The organism is Bradyrhizobium elkanii WSM2783, assembly GCF_000472865.1.
Taxonomy (GTDB): Bacteria; Pseudomonadota; Alphaproteobacteria; order Rhizobiales; family Xanthobacteraceae; genus Bradyrhizobium; species Bradyrhizobium elkanii_A.
The window spans coordinates 41140-60346 of sequence record NZ_AXAP01000003.1 but is presented as its reverse complement, the minus strand read 5'-3'; the positions used below and the strand labels follow the sequence as shown (position 1 = coordinate 60346).

Annotated in this window: 18 protein-coding genes; 6 read left to right on the top strand and 12 right to left on the bottom strand. The window is 65.1% G+C overall.

Features of this window, described 5'->3' with window-relative positions; genetic code table 11:
* Nucleotides 1–8 precede the first annotated feature (8 nt).
* The 5 genes from YY7_RS0104315 to YY7_RS0104295 all read right to left on the bottom strand — a co-directional run bounded on the left by YY7_RS0104315 (nucleotide 9) and on the right by YY7_RS0104295 (nucleotide 4683).
* Entirely contained in the window at nucleotides 9–413 is a 405-nt protein-coding gene (locus YY7_RS0104315) for a hypothetical protein (protein WP_028162145.1), read from the bottom strand.
* A gap of 11 nt (nucleotides 414–424) precedes the next feature.
* The gene (fumC, locus tag YY7_RS0104310; protein WP_028162144.1) at nucleotides 425–1861 is read right to left on the bottom strand and encodes a class II fumarate hydratase; all 1437 of its coding nucleotides are present in this window, start codon (nucleotides 1859–1861) and stop codon (nucleotides 425–427) included.
* A 267-nt stretch (nucleotides 1862–2128) separates the two neighbouring features.
* Nucleotides 2129–2986, bottom strand: coding sequence for a formate dehydrogenase accessory sulfurtransferase FdhD (gene fdhD, locus YY7_RS50710; RefSeq protein ID WP_051396524.1), 858 nt, complete (start codon nucleotides 2984–2986; stop codon nucleotides 2129–2131).
* A gap of 54 nt (nucleotides 2987–3040) precedes the next feature.
* A complete protein-coding gene (locus tag YY7_RS0104300) occupies nucleotides 3041–3547 on the bottom strand; it encodes a Dps family protein (protein WP_028162143.1) in 507 nt (168 codons plus the stop codon).
* Between the two features lie 176 nt (nucleotides 3548–3723).
* A complete protein-coding gene (locus tag YY7_RS0104295) occupies nucleotides 3724–4683 on the bottom strand; it encodes a GlxA family transcriptional regulator (RefSeq protein WP_028162142.1) in 960 nt (319 codons plus the stop codon).
* 221 nt (nucleotides 4684–4904) lie between these two features.
* On the opposite strand from YY7_RS0104295, the gene YY7_RS0104290 reads away from it, so the two are divergent.
* Both YY7_RS0104290 and YY7_RS0104285 read left to right on the top strand, forming a co-directional pair.
* Nucleotides 4905–5546 (top strand): HD domain-containing protein, encoded by a 642-nt coding sequence (locus tag YY7_RS0104290; RefSeq protein WP_028162141.1) that lies wholly within the window; start codon nucleotides 4905–4907, stop codon nucleotides 5544–5546.
* A 166-nt stretch (nucleotides 5547–5712) separates the two neighbouring features.
* Nucleotides 5713–7302 carry a gamma-glutamyltransferase family protein gene (locus tag YY7_RS0104285; protein ID WP_028162140.1) on the top strand — a complete coding sequence of 530 codons (1590 nt, stop codon included), beginning with the start codon at nucleotides 5713–5715 and terminating at the stop codon, nucleotides 7300–7302.
* A 190-nt stretch (nucleotides 7303–7492) separates the two neighbouring features.
* On the opposite strand, the gene YY7_RS0104280 is transcribed toward YY7_RS0104285, so the two are convergent.
* Nucleotides 7493–8104: a TetR/AcrR family transcriptional regulator gene (locus YY7_RS0104280; RefSeq protein ID WP_028162139.1), complete on the bottom strand. Its 612-nt coding sequence runs from the start codon at nucleotides 8102–8104 to the stop codon at nucleotides 7493–7495.
* A gap of 140 nt (nucleotides 8105–8244) precedes the next feature.
* Here YY7_RS0104280 and YY7_RS0104275 point away from each other — a divergent pair, with 140 nt between their 5' ends.
* Nucleotides 8245–9024 (top strand): crotonase/enoyl-CoA hydratase family protein, encoded by a 780-nt coding sequence (locus YY7_RS0104275; protein WP_051396523.1) that lies wholly within the window; start codon nucleotides 8245–8247, stop codon nucleotides 9022–9024.
* Nucleotides 9025–9036: 12 nt separating this feature from the next.
* Here the strand turns inward: YY7_RS0104275 and YY7_RS0104270 are convergent, their stop codons facing one another.
* Genes YY7_RS0104270 through YY7_RS0104260 form a run of 3 tightly spaced genes read right to left on the bottom strand, consistent with a single transcriptional unit; the run spans nucleotide 9037 to nucleotide 12831 of the window.
* Entirely contained in the window at nucleotides 9037–11295 is a 2259-nt protein-coding gene (locus YY7_RS0104270; RefSeq protein ID WP_028162137.1) for a xanthine dehydrogenase family protein molybdopterin-binding subunit, read from the bottom strand.
* The gene (locus YY7_RS0104265) at nucleotides 11285–12337 is read right to left on the bottom strand and encodes an FAD binding domain-containing protein (protein ID WP_028162136.1); all 1053 of its coding nucleotides are present in this window, start codon (nucleotides 12335–12337) and stop codon (nucleotides 11285–11287) included. Before YY7_RS0104265 ends, YY7_RS0104270 begins: the two co-directional genes overlap by 11 nt.
* Nucleotides 12334–12831 (bottom strand): (2Fe-2S)-binding protein, encoded by a 498-nt coding sequence (locus YY7_RS0104260; protein ID WP_028162135.1) that lies wholly within the window; start codon nucleotides 12829–12831, stop codon nucleotides 12334–12336. The genes YY7_RS0104265 and YY7_RS0104260 overlap by 4 nt, the downstream gene beginning before the upstream one ends.
* A 156-nt stretch (nucleotides 12832–12987) precedes the next feature.
* Between YY7_RS0104260 and YY7_RS0104255 the strand changes: the two genes are divergently transcribed.
* Nucleotides 12988–13629, top strand: coding sequence for a TetR/AcrR family transcriptional regulator (locus tag YY7_RS0104255; protein WP_028162134.1), 642 nt, complete (start codon nucleotides 12988–12990; stop codon nucleotides 13627–13629).
* Between the two features lie 100 nt (nucleotides 13630–13729).
* On the opposite strand, the gene YY7_RS0104250 is transcribed toward YY7_RS0104255, so the two are convergent.
* Together YY7_RS0104250 and YY7_RS0104245 are read right to left on the bottom strand one after the other, a co-directional pair.
* Complete coding sequence (locus YY7_RS0104250) at nucleotides 13730–14995, bottom strand: D-amino acid dehydrogenase (RefSeq protein WP_028162133.1); 1266 nt, start codon at nucleotides 14993–14995, stop codon at nucleotides 13730–13732.
* 67 nt (nucleotides 14996–15062) lie between these two features.
* Nucleotides 15063–16391 (bottom strand): aspartate aminotransferase family protein, encoded by a 1329-nt coding sequence (locus YY7_RS0104245; RefSeq protein WP_028162132.1) that lies wholly within the window; start codon nucleotides 16389–16391, stop codon nucleotides 15063–15065.
* Between the two features lie 148 nt (nucleotides 16392–16539).
* Here YY7_RS0104245 and YY7_RS0104240 point away from each other — a divergent pair, with 148 nt between their 5' ends.
* A complete protein-coding gene (locus YY7_RS0104240) occupies nucleotides 16540–17088 on the top strand; it encodes a cupin domain-containing protein (RefSeq protein ID WP_028162131.1) in 549 nt (182 codons plus the stop codon).
* 222 nt (nucleotides 17089–17310) lie between these two features.
* Here YY7_RS0104240 and YY7_RS0104230 read toward each other — a convergent pair whose 3' ends face one another.
* Nucleotides 17311–18546, bottom strand: coding sequence for an MFS transporter (locus YY7_RS0104230; RefSeq protein ID WP_051396548.1), 1236 nt, complete (start codon nucleotides 18544–18546; stop codon nucleotides 17311–17313).
* A 204-nt stretch (nucleotides 18547–18750) separates the two neighbouring features.
* Here YY7_RS0104230 and YY7_RS0104225 point away from each other — a divergent pair, with 204 nt between their 5' ends.
* Entirely contained in the window at nucleotides 18751–19200 is a 450-nt protein-coding gene (locus YY7_RS0104225; protein WP_245287194.1) for a hypothetical protein, read from the top strand.
* The last annotated feature ends 7 nt before the right edge of the window (nucleotides 19201–19207 follow it).

Sequence of the window (19207 nt, the reverse complement as noted above, 5' to 3'; positions counted from 1 at the left end):
TGAACGACTCACGCCGAGGCGGGCTGCTGCTCCTTGGAGCGGAACGGCACATGCGCACCGGGCCGCAGCACCACATAGGCGCGGCGCCAGGATGAATTGTCGGTCAGTTTCCAGCTATGTCCGGAGCCGGCAGTGTCTTCCGCCAGCAGGATGTCGCCGGGATGCAGCAGGAAGTGCTCGCCATCGCGGGTCTGGAACTCCAGCGTCCCGGAGAGCGTGATCACCAATTGGCGGATCGGCGCGGTGTGCCAGGCGAACGCGCCGCCCGATGCCGTCTCCTGGAAGGAGATGGTGACGGCGTCGGCCTTGCTGCTGAGCCAATCGCCGCGCTGGCCCGGCTCGAGCTCGATGAGCCCATCCTCGAAATGCGAATTGCTGTCCTCACCGGTCCATAACCTGACGCATCTGATCATGCTGCGCTCCTTCAGCTCGTCGGTGTGCCGGCTTTGACCGGCGCGTTGCCTTGGGCCACATAGGGCTTGACCATCTTGGCGGGATCGACGACGCGGTCGAATTCCGGCTCGCTGACGAAGCCGAGCTTCAGCGCCGCCGCCTTCAGCGTGAGATCGTTGTCCATCGCGTAGTGCGCGATCGCCGACGCCTTGTCGTAGCCAATCACAGGCGCGAGCGCGGTGACCAGCATCAGCGAGCGCTCGACATATTCCTTGATCTTTTTCTCGTTGGGCTTGGTGCCCTCGACCAGGAACTTGCGGAAATTCGTGCAGCCGTCGGTCAGGATCGTGATCGACTGAGCGATGTTGTGGATCATCAGCGGCTTGTAGACGTTCATCTCCAGATAGCCGCTGGCGCCGCCGAACCCGACCGCGACGTCGTTCGCCATCACCTGCACCGCGATCATCGTCAGCGCCTCGGCCTGGGTCGGGTTGACCTTGCCCGGCATGATCGAGGAGCCCGGCTCGTTCTCCGGGATCATCAGTTCGGCAAAGCCGGCGCGCGGACCGCAGGACATCAGGCGGATGTCGTTGCCGATCTTGTAGAGCGAGACCGCAAGCGTGCGCAGCGTGCCGGAAAGCTGCACCAGCGCATCATGCGCGCCCTGCACGGTGAACTTGTTGGGCGCACTGACGAACGGCAACCCGCTCAGGCGCGCGATCTCGGCGGCGACGGCCTCGGCAAAGCCCGGCGCCGCATTGATGCCGGTGCCCACGGCAGTGCCGCCAAGCGCCAGCCGAAACACGCCCTTGAGCGCGTCCTCGATCCGCGCAAGGTCATCGGCGAGCATGCCGGCGTAGCCCGACCATTCCTGGCCGAGCGTCAGCGGCGTCGCATCCTGCATGTGGGTGCGGCCGATCTTGACCACGTCGTCCCACTGCTTGGCCTTGGCGTCGATTGCGTCGTGCAGGGCCTTCACTGCCGGAACAAGGCGCTGCGTCACGTTGACCGCGGCTGCGATGTACATGGCGGACGGAAAACTGTCGTTCGAGGATTGCGACATGTTCACGTGATCGTTCGGATGAACCGGATGCTTGCTGCCGAGCGGCGTGCCCGCAAGCTGGCAGCATCGGTTCGAGATCACCTCGTTGACGTTCATATTGAATTGCGTGCCGCTGCCGGTCATCCAGACGTGCAGCGGAAACATGTCGTGATGCTGGCCCTGCAGGATTTCGTCGCAGACATGGACGATCAGCTTGTGGACCTTGGCATCGAGCCGCTTGCCGGCATGGTTGGCGTTCGCGGCGGCCTTCTTCAGGATCGCATAGGAATGGATCATCTCGCGCGGCATCAGATCCTTGCCGATGCTGAAGTGCTCGAGCGAGCGCTGGGTCTGGGCGCCCCAGAGCTTATCGGCGGGGACATCGACTTCGCCAAGACTGTCGGTTTCCTTGCGGAAGTCACTCATGGTCGCCTCTCTTTATGCGCGGTTCGAAAAGCAAGCATCGGCGTTGCGGCAAGCCTACCTGCAGGGTCGCGTACAGGCTTCCTGAAAGGAACGTCTTTTACGGAATTGCATGTCAGCACCGCGCTGCCACAATCTACGCGAATTTCCGTCGTCACGAGCAAGACCGACGCGCCAGCGCGGAAGACCGCACGCAAGCACATCAGTACAAACGGCTACGATTGCCGCTATCGCCGATAACGTTCACTTTGGCCGAGGCCGCGAAAGCATTCACGCCGTCGCAAAGCCATCGCCTGTCTCAACGGAACGGCGACGCATTCCCGGCGCGAAGACAACACGGTCGGGATGCGTGAACACTTCGTAGCCGTCGTCGCGCGCAATGGCGATCAAGGTGATCCCCGCTTCGTCAGCGGTCTTGATCGCGAGCGTCGTCGGCGCGGAAACGGCGACGATGACGGGCGCCCCGATCATGGCGGTCTTCTGCACCATCTCGACCGAGATGCGGCTCGTGAGCAGAATGGCGCCGTTCGAGACCGACCTGTTGTGGCGGATCAGTGCGCCGGCGAGCTTGTCGAGCGCGTTGTGGCGGCCGACATCCTCGCGCACCGGGCCGACGCCGCCATCGGCCTGCCAGAAACCGGCCGCATGCACGGCGCGGGTTTTCTGGTTGAGGTCCTGCAGCGAGGGAAGCGCACCCATGGCTTCCAGGAGATCGCGGGCATCGAACGTCGCGTCCTTCTTCACCCTGGGAACCGCGCGCCTCGCCTGCACCAGGCTTTCGATGCCGCAAAGACCGCAACCGACGGGGCCCACCGAGGCACGGCGCCGCGCGAACAAGGCCGCGGTCCGATTTTCTGCAAGCCAGATCCGGACCTCGATGCCGAGATCAGTCTCGATCAGATCGAGACTCCTGATCTCCTCAGCGCGGGCAACGATGCCCTCCGTCACGGCGAAGCCGACGCCGAAATCCTTCAGATCGGCAGGCGTCGCCATCATCACGGCATAGGTCGATCCGTCGAAGGTCAGCGCGATGGCGGTCTCTTCCGCCACCGCTCGCGACGAAGAGCTCGCGCGGCCGCCCCGCCAGTTTAGGCCGGTTCGTTCGATGAAAGCACCATCGGCGGCCATGATCACCTCAGCTCGGGTTCGGCATCGAATTCGCGGCGGGCTACACGGCTCAGGTCAAGAGTTCCTGTTCCGCGTCGCCTCATAGAGGAACCAGGTCCGGCGCTCGGTCTCGTCGATCCAGTTTTCCAGCAAGCTCGCGGTGGCGACGTCGCCATATTCGTCACAGACATTGTGAACCTGGCGCATCTCCCGCGTGAGCTGTTGGTTGTCGCTGCCCAGTTCGGCGAGCATGTCCTGCGGATCGACATAGTCGGCGTCGTTGTCGAGGATGCGCTGCTGGCGTGCGATCTGACCGATCGAGCGGATCGTGGTGCCGCCGATCTTGCGCGCGCGTTCGGCGATCGGGTCGGTCATCGCGAAGATCTGGTCGGATTGCTCGTCGAGCAGAAGATGGTAATCGCGGAAGTGCCTGCCCGACATATGCCAGTGGAAGTTCTTGGTCTTGACATAGAGCGCGAACACATCGGCCAGCAGGGCGCTGAGCGCGGCTGAGATATCGCGAGTCGCCTCGGCCTTGAGGTCGGTCGGGCTCTGCAATTCGGGGCGCGTGGACTTGAGCATTCGTGCCATCCTTGTTTCTTGGTCGGCGGCCGCAGCGTTTCCGGGCCGTCCTCGACGGTTGCGATACCGTGCATCTCAGAGCGTATCTTTCCAGAGCCTGCGGACTCTTTCGGATTCGCACGGATTTCGGGACATTCTTCCGAATTGGCTGCGAAACCCGCGCAGAACGGGGCGGGTCAGACTTTGCGAAAGCTTGCGCGGTACTGGCTCGGCGTGATCCCGAGGCGCTTGACGAACACGACGCGCATATGCTCGGCGCTGCCAAAGCCGCTTTCATGCGCGACCACTTTCAGCGCAAGGTCGGAGCCTTCGAGGCGGTTGCGCGCGGCATCGACGCGCGCGCTTTCGACGAATTCGGCCGGCGTCACATTGGTCTCGCGCTTGAACGCGCGCGCAAAACTGCGTGCGCTCATTCCGGCGACCTGCGCCAGCACCTCAACACCGTTCCGCTCACGCAAATGCGCCATCACATGGGTATGGACGCGCGCGATCGGCGAATCCTTGTCGGCCGGCGGCACGAGATAGGGACTGAACTGGGATTGCCCGCCCTGCCGCTGCGCCACCACGACGAGCCGCTTGGCGACCGCGAGAGTGACTTCCGGCCCGTGATCATCCTGCACGATCGCGAGCGCGAGATCGATTCCTGCCGTGACGCCGGCCGAGGTGAGCAGCGGCCCGTCGCGCAGATAGATGCGGTCGAACTCGACCTTCGCCTTCGGGAATTGCCGGGCAAGGCTGGGCGCATTCTGCCAATGCGTCGTTACCGTCTTGCCGTCGATCAGGCCGGCATGGCCGAGCGCGAACGCGCCGGTGCAGATTGAGCCATATTGCTGACAGCGCGAGGCCCTCTCGCCAAGCCAGTCGACAAGCCGCGGATCCGGCGGCGTGGTCGGAAGCGCCGGTCCGCCGGCGACCAGCGCGAGATCGAACGCCTGCTCCGCATCGGCAAACGTCATCTCCGGCGTGATCGACATCCCGTTCGACGCGCGGTACGGCTGCCGTTCGGCACCGATCAGCGTGAGGACGTAGCCGCGATCCGTTCCGACGAACGCATTAGTCTCCGCGAACACGTCAAGCGGGCCAGCGACATCGAGCGCCTGCACTCCCGGAAAGATCGCCAGCGCGACCGCCTTCATCGACCAACAATCCAGTTGCTGCGCGTGTCATGGGGGCATGACTATGCATGGAATCCTGCCAGCCAGCCATGCATTTCGGACAAGTGCTTCCTGCACGAACGCCATCGGCAGAAAAGCGCGGTGTTTTGACCGTTTCACAGGGATCGGCGGCGTTGTTCGCGCCAGCGCAAAGCATCAGTTAGTCGGCAAGGAATTCAGCAAGACCATAAGGACATCAGATCATGACCAGGATCATTGCCGGTATCACCGTTCCCGACAGCAAGCTGGCGCGCGAGGTCGACGAACTGGTTCGCGACACCGAATCCGAACTGCTCTACCACCATTCCAATCGCGTCTTCCTGTTCGGCGCTCTGGCCGGGCAGCGCCGCGGGCTGAAGGTCGACCATGAACTGCTCTATGTCGGCGCGATGTTCCACGACATGGGCTTGCAGGCGCCCTATGCCAGCGCCAGCGAGCGTTTCGAGGTCGATGGCGCCGATGCCGCCGCAAGCTTCCTCCGCGCCCATCGCATCAATGAGCGCGATGTCGAGGACGTCTGGGACGCGATCGCGCTGCATACCACGCCGGGCATTCCGCAGCACAAGCGGCCTGTGGTCGCGCTGGTGACGGCCGGCGTCGAGATGGACGTGTTGGGGCTGGATTTCGACTCCTTCACGGCCGCACAGCGCCATGAGGTCTGCGCCCACCATCCGCGCGGCCACGACTTCAAGAACGGCATCATCGATGCGTTTGCGGCCGGCACGATCAAGAAGCCGCAGACGACTTTCGGCAACGTCAAGGCGGACGTGCTGGCGCTGCGCGACCCGACCTACCACCGGATCAATTTCTGCGACGTCATCCTGAACTCGAAGTGGCCGGAATAACGAAAGCATCTCCTCGATGCGAACCGATTGAACCGAGAAGGATTGACAGCTCACCACCTATGCGGATTCGGCCTGAACCTCCGATCTGGCGGCTGGTTGCCTAACCCTGCGGTGCCCGGCATGCTAGGCCTCCTCGATCCCTCCCTGCGAAGGCCTGAACACCGCAATGTCCGACCAGTTCTCCAACACCCAGCAGATCCGCAAACCGGCCGTCACCTCCAAGCGCGGCATCGTCGCCGCGCAATCGCGAAGGGCTGCCGAGGTCGGCGCGGCCGTGCTGGCGGCGGGCGGCGATTGCGTCGATGCCGTGGTCGCGACCACCTTTGCGCTCGGCGTGGTGGAGCCGTGGATGAGCGGGATCGGCGGGGGCGGCGCGATGGTGCTCTATCGCGCCCGCGAAAACCGCTATGAGGTGATCGACTACGGCATGCGGGCCCCGAACAGCCTTCGCATCGAGGACTATCCGCTGACCGGCGACGGCACCGCTTCCGACCTGTTTCCCTGGGCGCGGGTGAAGGACGACCGCAACCTGCATGGCCCCGGCTCGGTCGCGGTGCCCGGCGTGGTGGCAGGCATGGAGGAGGCGCATCGCCGCCATGCCAAATTGCCGTGGAAGGACTTGCTCAAGCCGAGCGTCGATCTCGCCAGCGAAGGCCTGCTGGTCGACTGGTGGACCACGCTGATGATCGCAAGCTCAGCCGCCGATCTCCGCCGCTATCCGGCGAGCGCGGCTGCCTATCTGCAGGACGGCCTGCCGCCGAATGCGCAATGGGGCATCAAGTCCGTGCTGCGACTGCCGCAGGACCGGCTGAAGGCAACCATGGCGCAGCTCGCGGCCGAAGGACCGCGCGACTTCTATGAGGGCGGCCTGGCGCGCAGCATCGCCGCCGACATCCGTGAGAATGGCGGCGCACTGTCGGTCGAGGATCTGGCTGCGTTCCGCGCCCATGTGCGCGAGCCGCTGCGCATCCCCTATCGCGGCGGCTACGTCTATGCGACGCCCGAACTGACCGCAGGGCCGACGCTCGCGCATACGCTGCGCCTGCTGCAGCAGAGCGTACAGCCCTCGCCCTCCCCGGAGGCCGCCGCCTACACAGCTTACGCACAGGCGCTGCAGACCGCCTATCGCGAACGCCTGGAAGGCATGGGCGATGCCGACGGCCGCCGCTCGCTCGGCGCGGAAGCGGTCGCGCCCGCCTGCACCACGCATTTCTCCGTCGTCGACCGCGATGGCAACATGGCGGCGGTGACGCAAACGCTGCTGTCGACCTTCGGCTCCAAATTCGTGACGCCACAGACCGGCATCACCATGAACAACGGCATCATGTGGTTCGATCCGACGCCGGGCACGCCGAATTCGCTGGCGCCGGGCAAGCGCTGCCTGACCAACTATACGCCGGTCGTGGCGCAGGCTGCTGACGGCCGGCGCCTCGCCGTCGGCGCCTCAGGTGGCCGGCGGATTCTTCCGGCGGTGACGCAGCTTCTCTCCTTCGTGATGGATTTCGGCATGAACCTCGATGCCGCGATCCATCAGCCGAGGATCGACGCCAGCGAAGGCGCAATCGTGATCGGCGATGCGCGGCTGCCACCAGCGGCGCGCGAGGCGCTGCGCGCACGGTTCGACTATGAAGAAGCGCGGATGCAGACGATGCCGCTGAAATTCGCTTGCCCCAGCGTCGTGCTGCGCGACGGCGCCAGCAACAGCGGCGCCGCGGAGCCGTTCCACGCCTGGAGCGAAGCGGTGGCGGAAGGTTGATGTCTCTCTCTTCACCTCTCCCATCGGGAGAGGTCGGCGCGCAGCGCCGGGTGAGGGGTTACGGTTTCTCATGGGCACTCGAGCCCCTCACCCGGATCGCATCTTGCGATGCGATCCGACCTCTCCCCGATGGGGAGAGGTTTTGCACCTCCCGCATAGCACCAACTCGATCTCATCTCATCGGCTCAATTCAAGCCGATATCGCCGCCGACAGTACCGCTTCGAGTTCCTGCCTGACATCGTCGAGCGGTTGCGCGTTGCGGGCGGCGCGGCACAGCGCGAGCGCGCCCTCGATCGAGGCGACGACCAGCGCGGCCAGCCGCCGCGCGCGGGCCGGCGTCACGCCGTCGCGGCGCAGCGCGGCGATCATGATCTGCTGCCAGTCCGCGAACACGCCGTCGGCGAGATCGAGCAAGTGGCGCTGCGCGGCTTCGTCCGGCGCTCCCGCATTGTCCATGGCGTCGGAGACATATCGCTCGACCGCCACGGCGAGCACCGGGCAGCCGGCCTGAAACCTGCTGCGCTCGAGAATTTTTCGCCACAATGCGATGAAGGCGCGCAAGCCATCGATCGTGCCGCGCTCGCGCGTGAACTGCTCCAGCGGCTTGCTCACCTGTGCGCCGGCATAGACGATCGCATCTTCGATCAATTGCTGCTTGCCGCGTGGAAAATGATGGCTGATCGAGCCGCGCGGCGTGCCGGTATGGCGCACCACTTCGCGCATGCTGGTGGCGTTGACGCCACGGCGGCTCAAGAGGTCGGCCGCTCCCGCCACCATCTTTGCTCTCGTACTGGAAGTCATCCTTGCCTCTCGGATTCGTCGATCCAGACTAGACTATGACACTTGACATAGCCAGCCCCGATATGCAGCTATGTCAGGCGTCATAGGCGACCGGACGAGAGTGGCGCGATGACAAATGCTAACAACGAAAGGGAGGGTACATGACCACGCCAGGCAGCATCCGGACTGAAGCACACGACCACATCTTCAAGATCGTCATCGACAACCCGGCCAAGAAGAACGCCTTCTCGCCCGCGATGATGGAGCAGCTCTCCGACGCGGTGACCGAGTTGCACAACAACGAGACCTATTGGGTCGGCGTCATCTGCGCCGAAGGCAAGGATTTCACCGCCGGTCTCGACATGCCGAAATTCTTCGGTCCCACCGCCGAGAAGCGCAACATCAAGGAGGGCAATGTCGACGCGTTCGGCCTTTCCAAGCGCTGCAGGAAACCGATCGTCACGGCAGTCCAAGGCATCGTGTTCACGATCGGCATAGAGCTGATGCTGGCAGGCGACATCGTCGTTGCCGCCGATGACAGCCGGTTCTGCCAGATGGAGGCAAAGCGCGGAATCGCGCCCCTCGGCGGCGCACATTTCCGCTTCCTGTCGCGCACCGGATGGGGCAATGCGATGTATCACCTGTTCCTGTGCGACGAATTCACGGCGCAGCGCGCCCGCGAGATCGGCCTGGTGCAGGAGGTGGTGCCAGCGGGCCAGCAGGTCGCCCGCGCCATGGAGCTTGCCGCTGCGATCGCGCGCAACGCGCCGCTCGGCATCCAGGCGACCAAGGAAGCAGCCGCGAAATATATCGAGGGCGGCGAGGCCGCTGCGATCGCCTTTATCCCGTCGATCCGCGAACGCGTCCTGAACAGCGCCGACGCCCGCGAAGGCATTCAATCCTTCATCGAGCGGCGGGCTGCGGTGTTCCAGGGACGCTGACGCGGCTGTACTCTAAAGCCGCGTCAGAAGATCATCGATCCGGATCGGGAAGCGGCGTGGGCGAACGCCTGTGGCGTGCCAGACCGCATTGGCGACCGCACCGGCGCTGCCGGTGACGCCGATCTCGCCGACGCCCTTGATGCCGAGCGCATTCACATGCGGATCGTGCTCGTCGACGGTCAGCACATCGAGCGACGGCACATCGGCATTCACAGGGATATGGTACTCGGCGAGGTTCGCGTTCAGGATGCGGCCGGAACGGTGGTCCATGACGGCTTCCTCGTGCAGCGCGAACGATACGCCCCAGATCATGCCGCCGAAGAGCTGGCTCTGGACCAGGCGCGGATTGATAATGCGGCCGGCGGCAAAGGCGCCGACCAGGCGCGTGACGCGGACCTGACCGAGTTCGGGATCGACCTTCACCTCCGCGAACACAGCGCCATGCGCATGCATGGCATAGTTCGACTGCGCCGCAGGATCGGCCGCGCCGCCACCGCTGGCTTCGATCTCGGCGACGCCGGCGCGCGTGAGGATGTCGGCATAGCTCTCGCTGCGCGCTTCGTCGTCGCGGCGGAACAGCCGCCCTTCCCGCGCGATCACGCCGGCATTGCCGGCGCCGAACAGCGGCGAGCGCTGGTCATTGGTCGCGAGATCGGCGAGCTTTGTGATCACGGCCGCGCCGGCACTGTGGATCGCAGCACCGGCGGTCGCGGTATGGGCCGAGCCGCCGGCAATGCCCGCGTCCGGCAGATCCGACGTGCCCGACCTGAATTCGACCTGGTCGATGCCGAGCCCGAGTCCGTCCGCCGCGATCTGGGCGAGCGCGGTCCACGCGCCCTGCCCCATGTCATGCGCGCCGGTCTCCATCACGCCGGAGCCGTCGCTGCGGATCACGGCGCGCGCCTGCGCCTGGAACATCAGCGCCGGAAAGGTCGCGGTGCCCATGCCCCACCCGACCAGGAAACCATCATCGTCGCGCATCTGCCGCGGCGCGAGCGGACGCCCTGCCCAACCGAAGCGTTCGGCACCCTTGGCATAACACTGCCGCAGCGCCTTCGAGGAGAACGGCTTTCCGGAGATCGGCTCGACCTCGGCGTAGTTCTTCAGGCGAAAATCGAGCGGGTCCATTCCGCACGCCACCGCGATCTCGTCGATGGCACTCTCGAGCGCGATCGAGCCGGTCGCCTCTCCCGGCGCGCGCATGAACAGTGGCGTGCCGGTATTGACGCGCACCGCTTCATGCGAGGTCTTGATCGCGGGGCTTGCATAGAGCGTGTGCGAGGCGTCGGCGGCCGGCTCGTAGAAATCATCGAACGTGCTGGTCGTGACCTTGGCGTGATGATCGATCGCGGTCAGGCGACCTTCGCCGTCGGCGCCGATGCGCAGCGTCTGCCGGGTCGGCGGACGATGGCCGACCGGGCCGTACATCTGGTCACGGCGCAGCACGAGCTTGACCGGACGTCCCACCAGCTTGGCCGCCATGATGCCCAGCACTTGTGGCCCGGAGACCAGTCCCTTCGAGCCGAAACCACCGCCGAGGAACGGGCTGCGGATATGAACATTGCCAGGCGGAATGCCGAGCAATCCCCCGAGCCGCATCTGTGCCATCGCCATGCCCTGGCTCGGCGTATCGATCGAGAGCTTGTCGCCGTCCCAGGCCGCGACCATCGCGTGCGGCTCCATCGCATTGTGATACTGCGCCGGCGTTTCATACGTCGCCTCGATGCGGTTCGATGCGCCGGCGAGCGCAGCATCGACATCGCCATGCCGGACCTCGGCCGGATTGCCGATACCGACCACCGGCGGCACATAGCTCTCGGCACCATCAAGGCCGACCCGCGCGGACTCGATGTGATATTGCGGCGACAGCAGTGCCGCGCCTTCGGTCGCGGCTTCCAGCGTCTCGGCGATCACGACCGCGATCGCCTGGTTCGCATAGCGCACCTCGTCGTTCTGCAGGAGCTCCATCTTGAATGCGAAAGGATTGGGCTTGCCGTCCGGATCTTCGGCAAGCGGCGGCTTGTGCGAGGGCGTCATCACGTCGACGACGCCGGGATAGCGCTTGGCGGCATCGACATCGAGGGAGGTCACGCGGCCGCGCGCGATGGTGGAGACGGCGATCACGGCATAGAGCATGCCCGCCGGGTGATTATCGGCGGCATAGCGGGCTTGGCCCTTGACCTTCAGGACGCCGTCGCGGCGGGTCAGCGGCTGGCCGATATTCGAGCCGTGCCTGAGATGGGCAGGATCGCGGGTGAGCTCAAGCGACATGGCGCACTCCTGATGAGAAGGGAGAGCCGGGAAGCGCGGGAACGCGCGCCGGCGTGCCCGCGGTGGCGAGCGTCAGCGCCCGCACCACGATACGCTCTGCGAGTTCGATCTTGAACGCGTTGTCGCCGGACGGCTTTGCGTCGGCAAGCGCGATGCGCGCAGCCTCGCGGAAGCCCGCAGCATCGGGCGCGACGCCGGCAAGACTCTGCTCTGCTTCCCGCGCACGCCAGGGTTTTGCCGCGACGCCGCCGAGCGCGAGCCGTGCTTCACGGATTACACCTTGCTCCAGCCGCAGGCTTGCGGCGGCCGACACAACCGCGAATGCATAGGAGGTGCGTTCGCGAACCTTGATATAGCGCGCATGTGCGGCGAAACCGCGCGCCTCCGCCGGCAGCCGCAGCGCGACGATCAGGTCGCCGCGATCGAGCAAAGTCTCCCGCTGCGGCGTGTCGCCGGGCAGGCGGTGCAGTGCCTCGAGCGCGACCTCGCGCCGCCCGCTCTTGCCCTCGATCTCGACGACTGCATCCAGCGCAACCAGCGAGACGCAAAAATCGGAAGGATGCGTGGCGATGCAGGCTTCGCTCCAGCCGAGCACGGCATGCAGCCGGTTTTCGCCATGGCGTGCATCGCAGCCGGCGCCGGGCCAGCGCTTGTTGCAGGCACTGGGGGCGTCGTAGAAATAGGCACAGCGCGTCCGCTGCAGCACGTTGCCGCCGACAGTCGCGGCATTGCGAAGCTGCGCGGACGCGCCCGACAGCAGCGCCTCGGCCACCGACGGAAAGGCGCGGGCGAACTCCGCATCATGCGCGAGATCTGCATTGCGGACCAGCGTGCCGATCCGGACGCCGCCGTCGGCAAGATATTCGACGCGGTCCAGCCCCGGCAGGCGCGTGATGTCGACCAGCCGGCTCGGATGGCAGACGCCGCCCTTCATGAGGTCGAGCAGATTGGTGCCGGAAGCAAGATAAGTGGCGCCCTTCTCGGACGCGGCCGCGACCGCCTCGGCGATGGTGGCGGGCCTGACGTAATCGAACTTCATCATGCGGAGCGCCTCTGTTCGGAGTTCGCGAGAGTTTGTTGGGCCTCAAGCACGGCTTCGGTGATGCCGGCATAGGCGCCGCAGCGGCACAGATTGCCACTCATGCCTTCGCGGACGCGCTCGGGATCATCGCCGGCCTGGCCTTCGGTGATCAGTCCGATTCCGCTCATGACCTGTCCGGGCGTGCAGAAGCCGCATTGAAAGGCGTCATGCGCGATGAAGGCGGCCTGCACCGGATGGAGCTGGTCGCCATGCGCGACACCTTCGATGGTGAGGATGTCGGCGCCGTCCTGGCTCACCGCCAAAGCAAGGCAGGAATTGATGCGCCGCCCGTTGACCAGGACAGTGCAGGCGCCGCACTGGCCGCGGTCGCACCCCTTCTTGGTGCCGGTCAGATCAAGACGCTCGCGCAACAGATCGAGCAGGGTGACGCGGGGGTCGTCGAGCTCGATCTCCCGCCGCACACCGTTCACGGTGAGGCTGATGGAGAAATTCATGCAGGGCTCCGATCAGTGCTATGCTGGAATTGTTACAGTGGTAATGCGCCGCCGGCGTCCGCCAATGTGTTGATCGGCGGACCTTTGCAGGCCGGGTACTCATCGCATATACGGAGGCATCCTCCGTTTTACAAGGGAGGGGAAATCACAAATCTGATGGCCAGTCAGTTCGCAGGAATAGTTCGCAAGCCACGCGCGGATGCCGTGCGCAACCGGGAGCGCGTGCTGGAAGCGGCGAAAGCCGTGTTCAGCGCCGGCGGTCCCGAGGCCAGCCTGGAGGCTGTGGCACGGCACGCCGGCGTCGGCATCGGAACGCTCTACCGTCACTTTCCGACGCGCGAAGCACTGTATGAAGCAGTGTATCGGCGCGAGGTGGATCAGCTCGGCGACCTCGCGGAGCAGTTGCATGCGGAGACCGATCCGGTCGAAGCGCTGCGGCATTGGCTGCATGCCAACGTGCAATTCGTCGCCACCAAGAAGGGCATGGCGGCGGCGCTGGCGCTGGTCGCGCACGGCTCGCCTGAGCTTCACGCCTATTCGCTCGACCGACTGACCAAGGCGATCGCCGCGCTGCTCGCCCGCGCCGTCGCCGCCGGCGAGATCCGGGCCGATATCAGCGCCGAGGACGTCCTGCGCGCGCTGATCGGCCTGTGCTACATGCACGACCAGGCAGGCTGGCAATCGACCGTGCTGCGGCTATTGGATGTGTTCATCGACGGCCTGCGCCTGCAACCGGCGCAGAAGGCGACGGTGGCGGCGCCGAAGCCGGCGAAGAAGGCAGTCAAACGAAAGCGTTGACCGCGCACACCGTCATTGAGCGAAGCGAATCAATCCATCGCGCCGAAAGCGAAGAGGTGCATTGCTTCGTCGCTTCGCTCCTCGCAATGAGGGAGGGAAATCAGCCGAACCGGTGATCGTAGCGCGTGATCGACAGCTCGCTCACATCGATCTCCGGCTTGCGTCCGGACAAGAGGTCTGCCAGCACCCTGCCCGAGCCGCAGGCCATGGTCCAGCCAAGCGTGCCATGGCCGGTGTTGAGATGGAGGTTGCCGTATTTTGTCGCGCCGATCACCGGAGGTCCATCCGGCGTCATCGGGCGCAGGCCGCTCCAGAACGTCGCCTTGGCAAGATCGCCGCCACGCGGAAACAGATCCGTCAGCGAATGATCGAGCGTCGCCCGACGCGCCGCATAAAGCTTGTCGGAATAGCCTGAAATCTCCGCGGTGCCGCCGACGCGGATGCGGTCGCCGAGCCGCGTGATCGCGACCTTGTAGCTCTCGTCCATGACGGTCGATTCCGGCGCGCCGCTGGCATCTACGATCGGCACCGTGATCGAATAGCCTTTCACCGGATACACCGGCAGCGAAATGCCGAGCGGCCTGAGCAGTCGCGGCGACCAGCTTCCGAGCGCGACGACATAGGCGTCGGCCTGCAGCACGCCCTTGCTGGTCGCAACGCCGGTGACGCGCGAGGCGTCGGCGATCAAGCCATCGATGGCGACGTTGAATTCGAAGCGCACGCCGAGCTTTTCGGCCTCGAGCGCCAGAGCCTGCGTAAACATGTGGCAATCGCCGGTCTCGTCCTGCGGCAGCCGCAGTCCGCCGGCGACCTTCTCCTTCACCGCGGCGAGCGCCGGTTCGGCGGCAATGCAGCCCTCGCGATCGAGCACCTCGAACGGAACGCCATATTGCTTGAGCACCGCAATGTCATCGGCGGTGTGGTCGAGCTGGGCGGCGTAGCGGAACAATTGCAGCGTGCCGCGGGAACGCTCGTCATAGTGGATGCCGATCTCGCTGCGCAACGCGCGCAGGCAGTCGCGGCTATATTCCGCGATCGGGATCATCCGGCTCTTGTTGACCGCGTACCGCTCCGCGGTGCAGTTGCGCAGCATCTTGAGCAGCCAGATCCACATCGCGGGATCGGGCTTCGGGCGAACCACCAGCGGGCCGTGCTTCATCAACAGCCATTTGATGGCCTTGATCGGCACGCCGGGACCGGCCCATGGCGAAGAGTAGCCGGGCGAGACTTCGCCGGCATTGGCAAAAGAGGTTTCCAGCGCAGGCTTGGGCTGGCGGTCGACAACCGTCACCTCATGCCCGGCACGCGCGAGATAATAGGCTGACGTGACGCCGATGACGCCGCTGCCGAGGATAATGACTTTCACGCTTTTCAGGCTCCCGCCGCGGCATGACTTGCCGCTGCAAATAATCTCCGCAACGGCTGGAGCAAGGTCAGGCCACGCGCTTGATGGCGTCGCCGAGGATCGACACCATCTCGTCGATATGGCTGCGCTCGACGATCAAGGGCGGCGACATCGCTAAGGCGTCGCCGCTCTGGCGAAGGTAGAGGCCGTGATTGAAACAATCGACCATCAGGTCGTAGCCGCGCGCGCCCACCCCGTCCTTGCGCGGTGCCACTTCGATGGCGCCCATCAGGCCGACATTGCGGATGTCGATCACGTTCGGCAAGCCCTTGAGCTGATGCAGCGCATCGCGCCAGTACGCGGCAAGCGAGGCGCCGCGCGTCAGCAGGCCTTCGTCCTTGTAGATGTCGAGCGTCGCAAGGCCGGCGGCGCAGGCCACCGGATGCGCCGAATAGGTGTAGCCGTGGAACAGCTCGATCTGGCTTTCCGGCCCGGTCATCAGCCCGTCATAGATCTTGCGGCTGGCGAACACCGCGCCGCAGGGAACGGTGCCGTTGGTGATGCCCTTGGCGGTCGTCATCAGATCGGGCGTCACACCGAAGAACTGCGACGCGAACGGCGTGCCGAGCCGGCCGAAACCGGTGATGACTTCGTCGAAAATCAGGAGAATGCCGTGCTTGTCGCACAATTCGCGCAGCCGCTGCAGATAGCCCTTCGGCGGCGGCAGCACCGCGGTCGAGCCCGGCACCGGCTCGACGATCACGGCAGCAATGGTCTCGGCGCCATGCAGCGCCACCAGTCGCTCGACGTCGTCGGCGAGTTCGGCGCCATGCTCCGGCTGATCCTTTGCAAACGCGTTGCGGGCGAGATCATAGGTGTGGCGGATATGGTCGACGCCGGGCAGATGAGTCGCGAAGGCGCGGCGGTTGGCCACCATGCCGCCGACCGACATGCCGCCAAAACCGACGCCGTGATAGCCGCGCTCCCGGCCAATCAGGCGCGTGCGGGTCGGCTGGCCGGCGGCGCGGTGATAGGCGAGCGCGATTTTCAGCGCGGTATCGACCGATTCCGATCCCGAATTGGTGAAGAAGACGCGGTCCAATCCCGTGGGCGCCAGCGCGGCGAGGCGTTCGGCGAAATCGAACGCGATCGGATGGCCCATCTGGAACGACGGCGCGAAGTCCAGCGTCATCAACTGCCGCTCGACCGCTGCAGCAATCTGCTTGCGGCCGTGGCCGGCATTGACGCACCAGAGCCCGGCCGAGCCGTCGATCACCTTCCGCCCATCGACGCTGGTGTAATACATGCCCTCGGCGGAGGCGAACAGCCGCGGCGTCTCCTTGAACTGCCGGTTGGCCGTGAACGGCATCCAGAACGAATCGAGCTTGATGGTGTTCGGAATCTGATGAACGGTCACGGCGTCGCTCCACTGCTGACGCCGCGAACCGAACACGCTCCTAAACGCGCAACAAGCCCTTTTCTGTGCCGCCGCAACCCATTGATCTCATTGGGGCGGACGCGGCATATTTGCGCGATGCGCAACACCTGCAACAGGGATTCTCTCCATGAGCGTCGATATCGGTGGCCGGCTGCGATTCATTCGCGCGCAGCAGAAGCTGTCGCAGCGCGAACTCGCCAAGCGGTCCGGCGTCACCAATTCGACGATCTCGCTGATCGAGTCCAACCAGATGAACCCATCCGTCGGGGCGCTGAAGCGCATCCTCGATGGAATTCCGATGGGACTGGCGGAATTCTTCGCGCTTGAGCCGGAGCGCCGCCGCAAGGTGTTCTACCGCTCCGACGAACTGACCGAGATCGGCAAGAAGCCGATCTCCTATCGCCAGGTCGGCGACAATCTGTTCGGCCGCAGCCTGCAGATCCTGAAAGAGCGCTACGAGCCCGGCAGCGACACCGGCCGCGTGCCGCTGGTGCATGACGGGGAGGAAGGCGGCATCGTGGTCTCCGGCAAGCTCGAGGTCACCGTCGATGACGAGCGCCGCATCCTCAATCCCGGCGACGCCTATTATTTCGAAAGCCGCCGCCCGCATCGCTTCCGCTGCATCGGCGACAAGCCCTGCGAGGTGATCAGCGCCTGCACCCCACCGACATTCTGAGACATTCTGAACCTGGCGGACGCCGCGCGGCGCCTCACAGATTCCGGGTCTGCTTGTCGCCCCAGGCGATGGCCGCAGCGATCGTCACGAATATCGCCGTCACGCCAATAACGACCAGGATGGTATCGAGGGTCATGGCTTCTCTCCGTGGCTGATGGAGAAAAGCTAGCGGATTGCCGCCACAGCGCTTTGCGCTCGATCAAATCCGAAAGGATGGTAGGCCTAGGCCATCGCCAGCCGCTGCCGCGAGCGGATCAGCAGCATCAGCATGATGGTGACGTTGAGCGCGTTCCAGGCGAGCCCGTTGGCGAAGGCGGCGGCGTAGGAGCCGGCGGCATCGAAGATCACGCCGGAAATATAGCCGCCCAGCGACATGCCGAGTACGGAGGCGAAGATCACGATGCCTACGCGGGTGGCGGCCTCCGCGGCCGGCATCGCCTCGCGGATGATGATGGCGTAGCTCGGCACGATGCCGCCCTGGAACAGGCCGAACATCGCCGAGATGATGTAGAGCGAGGTCAGGCTGTCGAAGAACAAATAGAACAGCAGCGCCGTGCCCTGAGCGACCGAGCCGATCAGCAGCGTACGGATGCCGCCGATCCGGTCGGCGAGGAAGCCCGAGCCGATGCGGCTGATGATGCCGAAGCCGAGCATCAGCGACAGCATCTCGGCGCCGCGCGCCACACCATAGCCGAGATCGCCGCAATAGGCGACGATATGCACCTGCGGCATCGCCATCGCCACGCAGCAGGCGATCGCCGCCAGCGACAGGATCGCCGTCAGCGCGTTGGTGGAGAGCCGCACATTGACGCGCGGCGGCGCCGCGTTGAGATGGCTGCGCCGGCTCGCCGCGCCCGTCAGGCGCCGCAGCACCAACAGCGCGACTGTCATCGCGACCGCGGTGAAGATGCCGATCGCGACATGCGTGGCGCGCCAGCCGAACTGCTGCATGCCGAGATTCACCAGCGGCGGCCAGATCGTGCCGCCGATATAGTTGCCGCTGGCGGCGATCGCGACCGCTAGCCCGCGGTAGCGGTCGAACCAGTGCGAGGCTTCCGCCATCAACGGCCCGAAGGTCGCCGATGACGACAGTCCGATCGCGAAATGAAACAGGATGAACGACCAGATCGACGGCGAGTAGCCGGCGCCAATATAGCCGAGCCCGAGGATGCCGATCCCGAGCCCGATCGCGGTGACGATGCCGTAGCGATCGGTGATCTTGCCGGTCAAAACCCCGCCCGAGCCGAAGCCGATCATGACGAGGGTGAATGCGAGCGAGGCGGTCCCTCGCGTGGCGGCGAAATCCCCCTGCACCACCGGCAGCGCCACCACCACGGACCACATGCCGACGCTGCCGAGCGCTCCGATCACCACGGCGACAGCGAGCCGCAGCCACGACTGGCGCGAATCGGGAATGAACTGGTCCGGATTTGGGCTGATCTGAGAAGGAATTTCCACGGCGAGGCCAAACTTCGTCGCGAATTGCCTCCCGGTCAAGCGCTTTGGCGAAATATTGGGCATGCGGAAACCGCCGGGATAGCCAACGAACCGGCATCTAGCGCGTTTAACCGCGATCGGGATCGTCGCTCAGCGCAGAATGATGTTGCCGGCACCTTGGCGAAGCCGGCGATTGGCGATACTTTGCCGACGATGTTCGTACGCTTGACGAAACCGCAACGGGCCAAGGCAGGGTGGTTGATCGCCCTGCTCTACCTGTTTTGCGTGCTTGCGCCGGGGGCCGCACTTGCGGTGGGCAATCCCGCATGTGGGCTGCCGGCCGAGGTGGCGCTGGCGGTCGCCGACGCGCATGCCGGTGCCGGCCAAGGCTTTCATGAGCAAGGCTTTCATGAGCAAGGCTTTCACGAGCAAGGCTCGCACGAACATGGCGGCGCGCACGCCGCCCATCAGGCCGACAGCGGCGACTTCAAGCACAAGCATGACGGCAAGACCTCGCCAGGACCGTGTTGCGCCATGCTATGCCTTTCCGCGATGACGGCCGATTTGCCCAGCATCGCGAAGCCCACGCAGCCGATATCGACCTCCGTCTCGGAAATCTACCAGCGCCTGCACGATACGGCGCCCCCTCTGCCCTATCGTCCACCCAACGCCTGAGCTGACG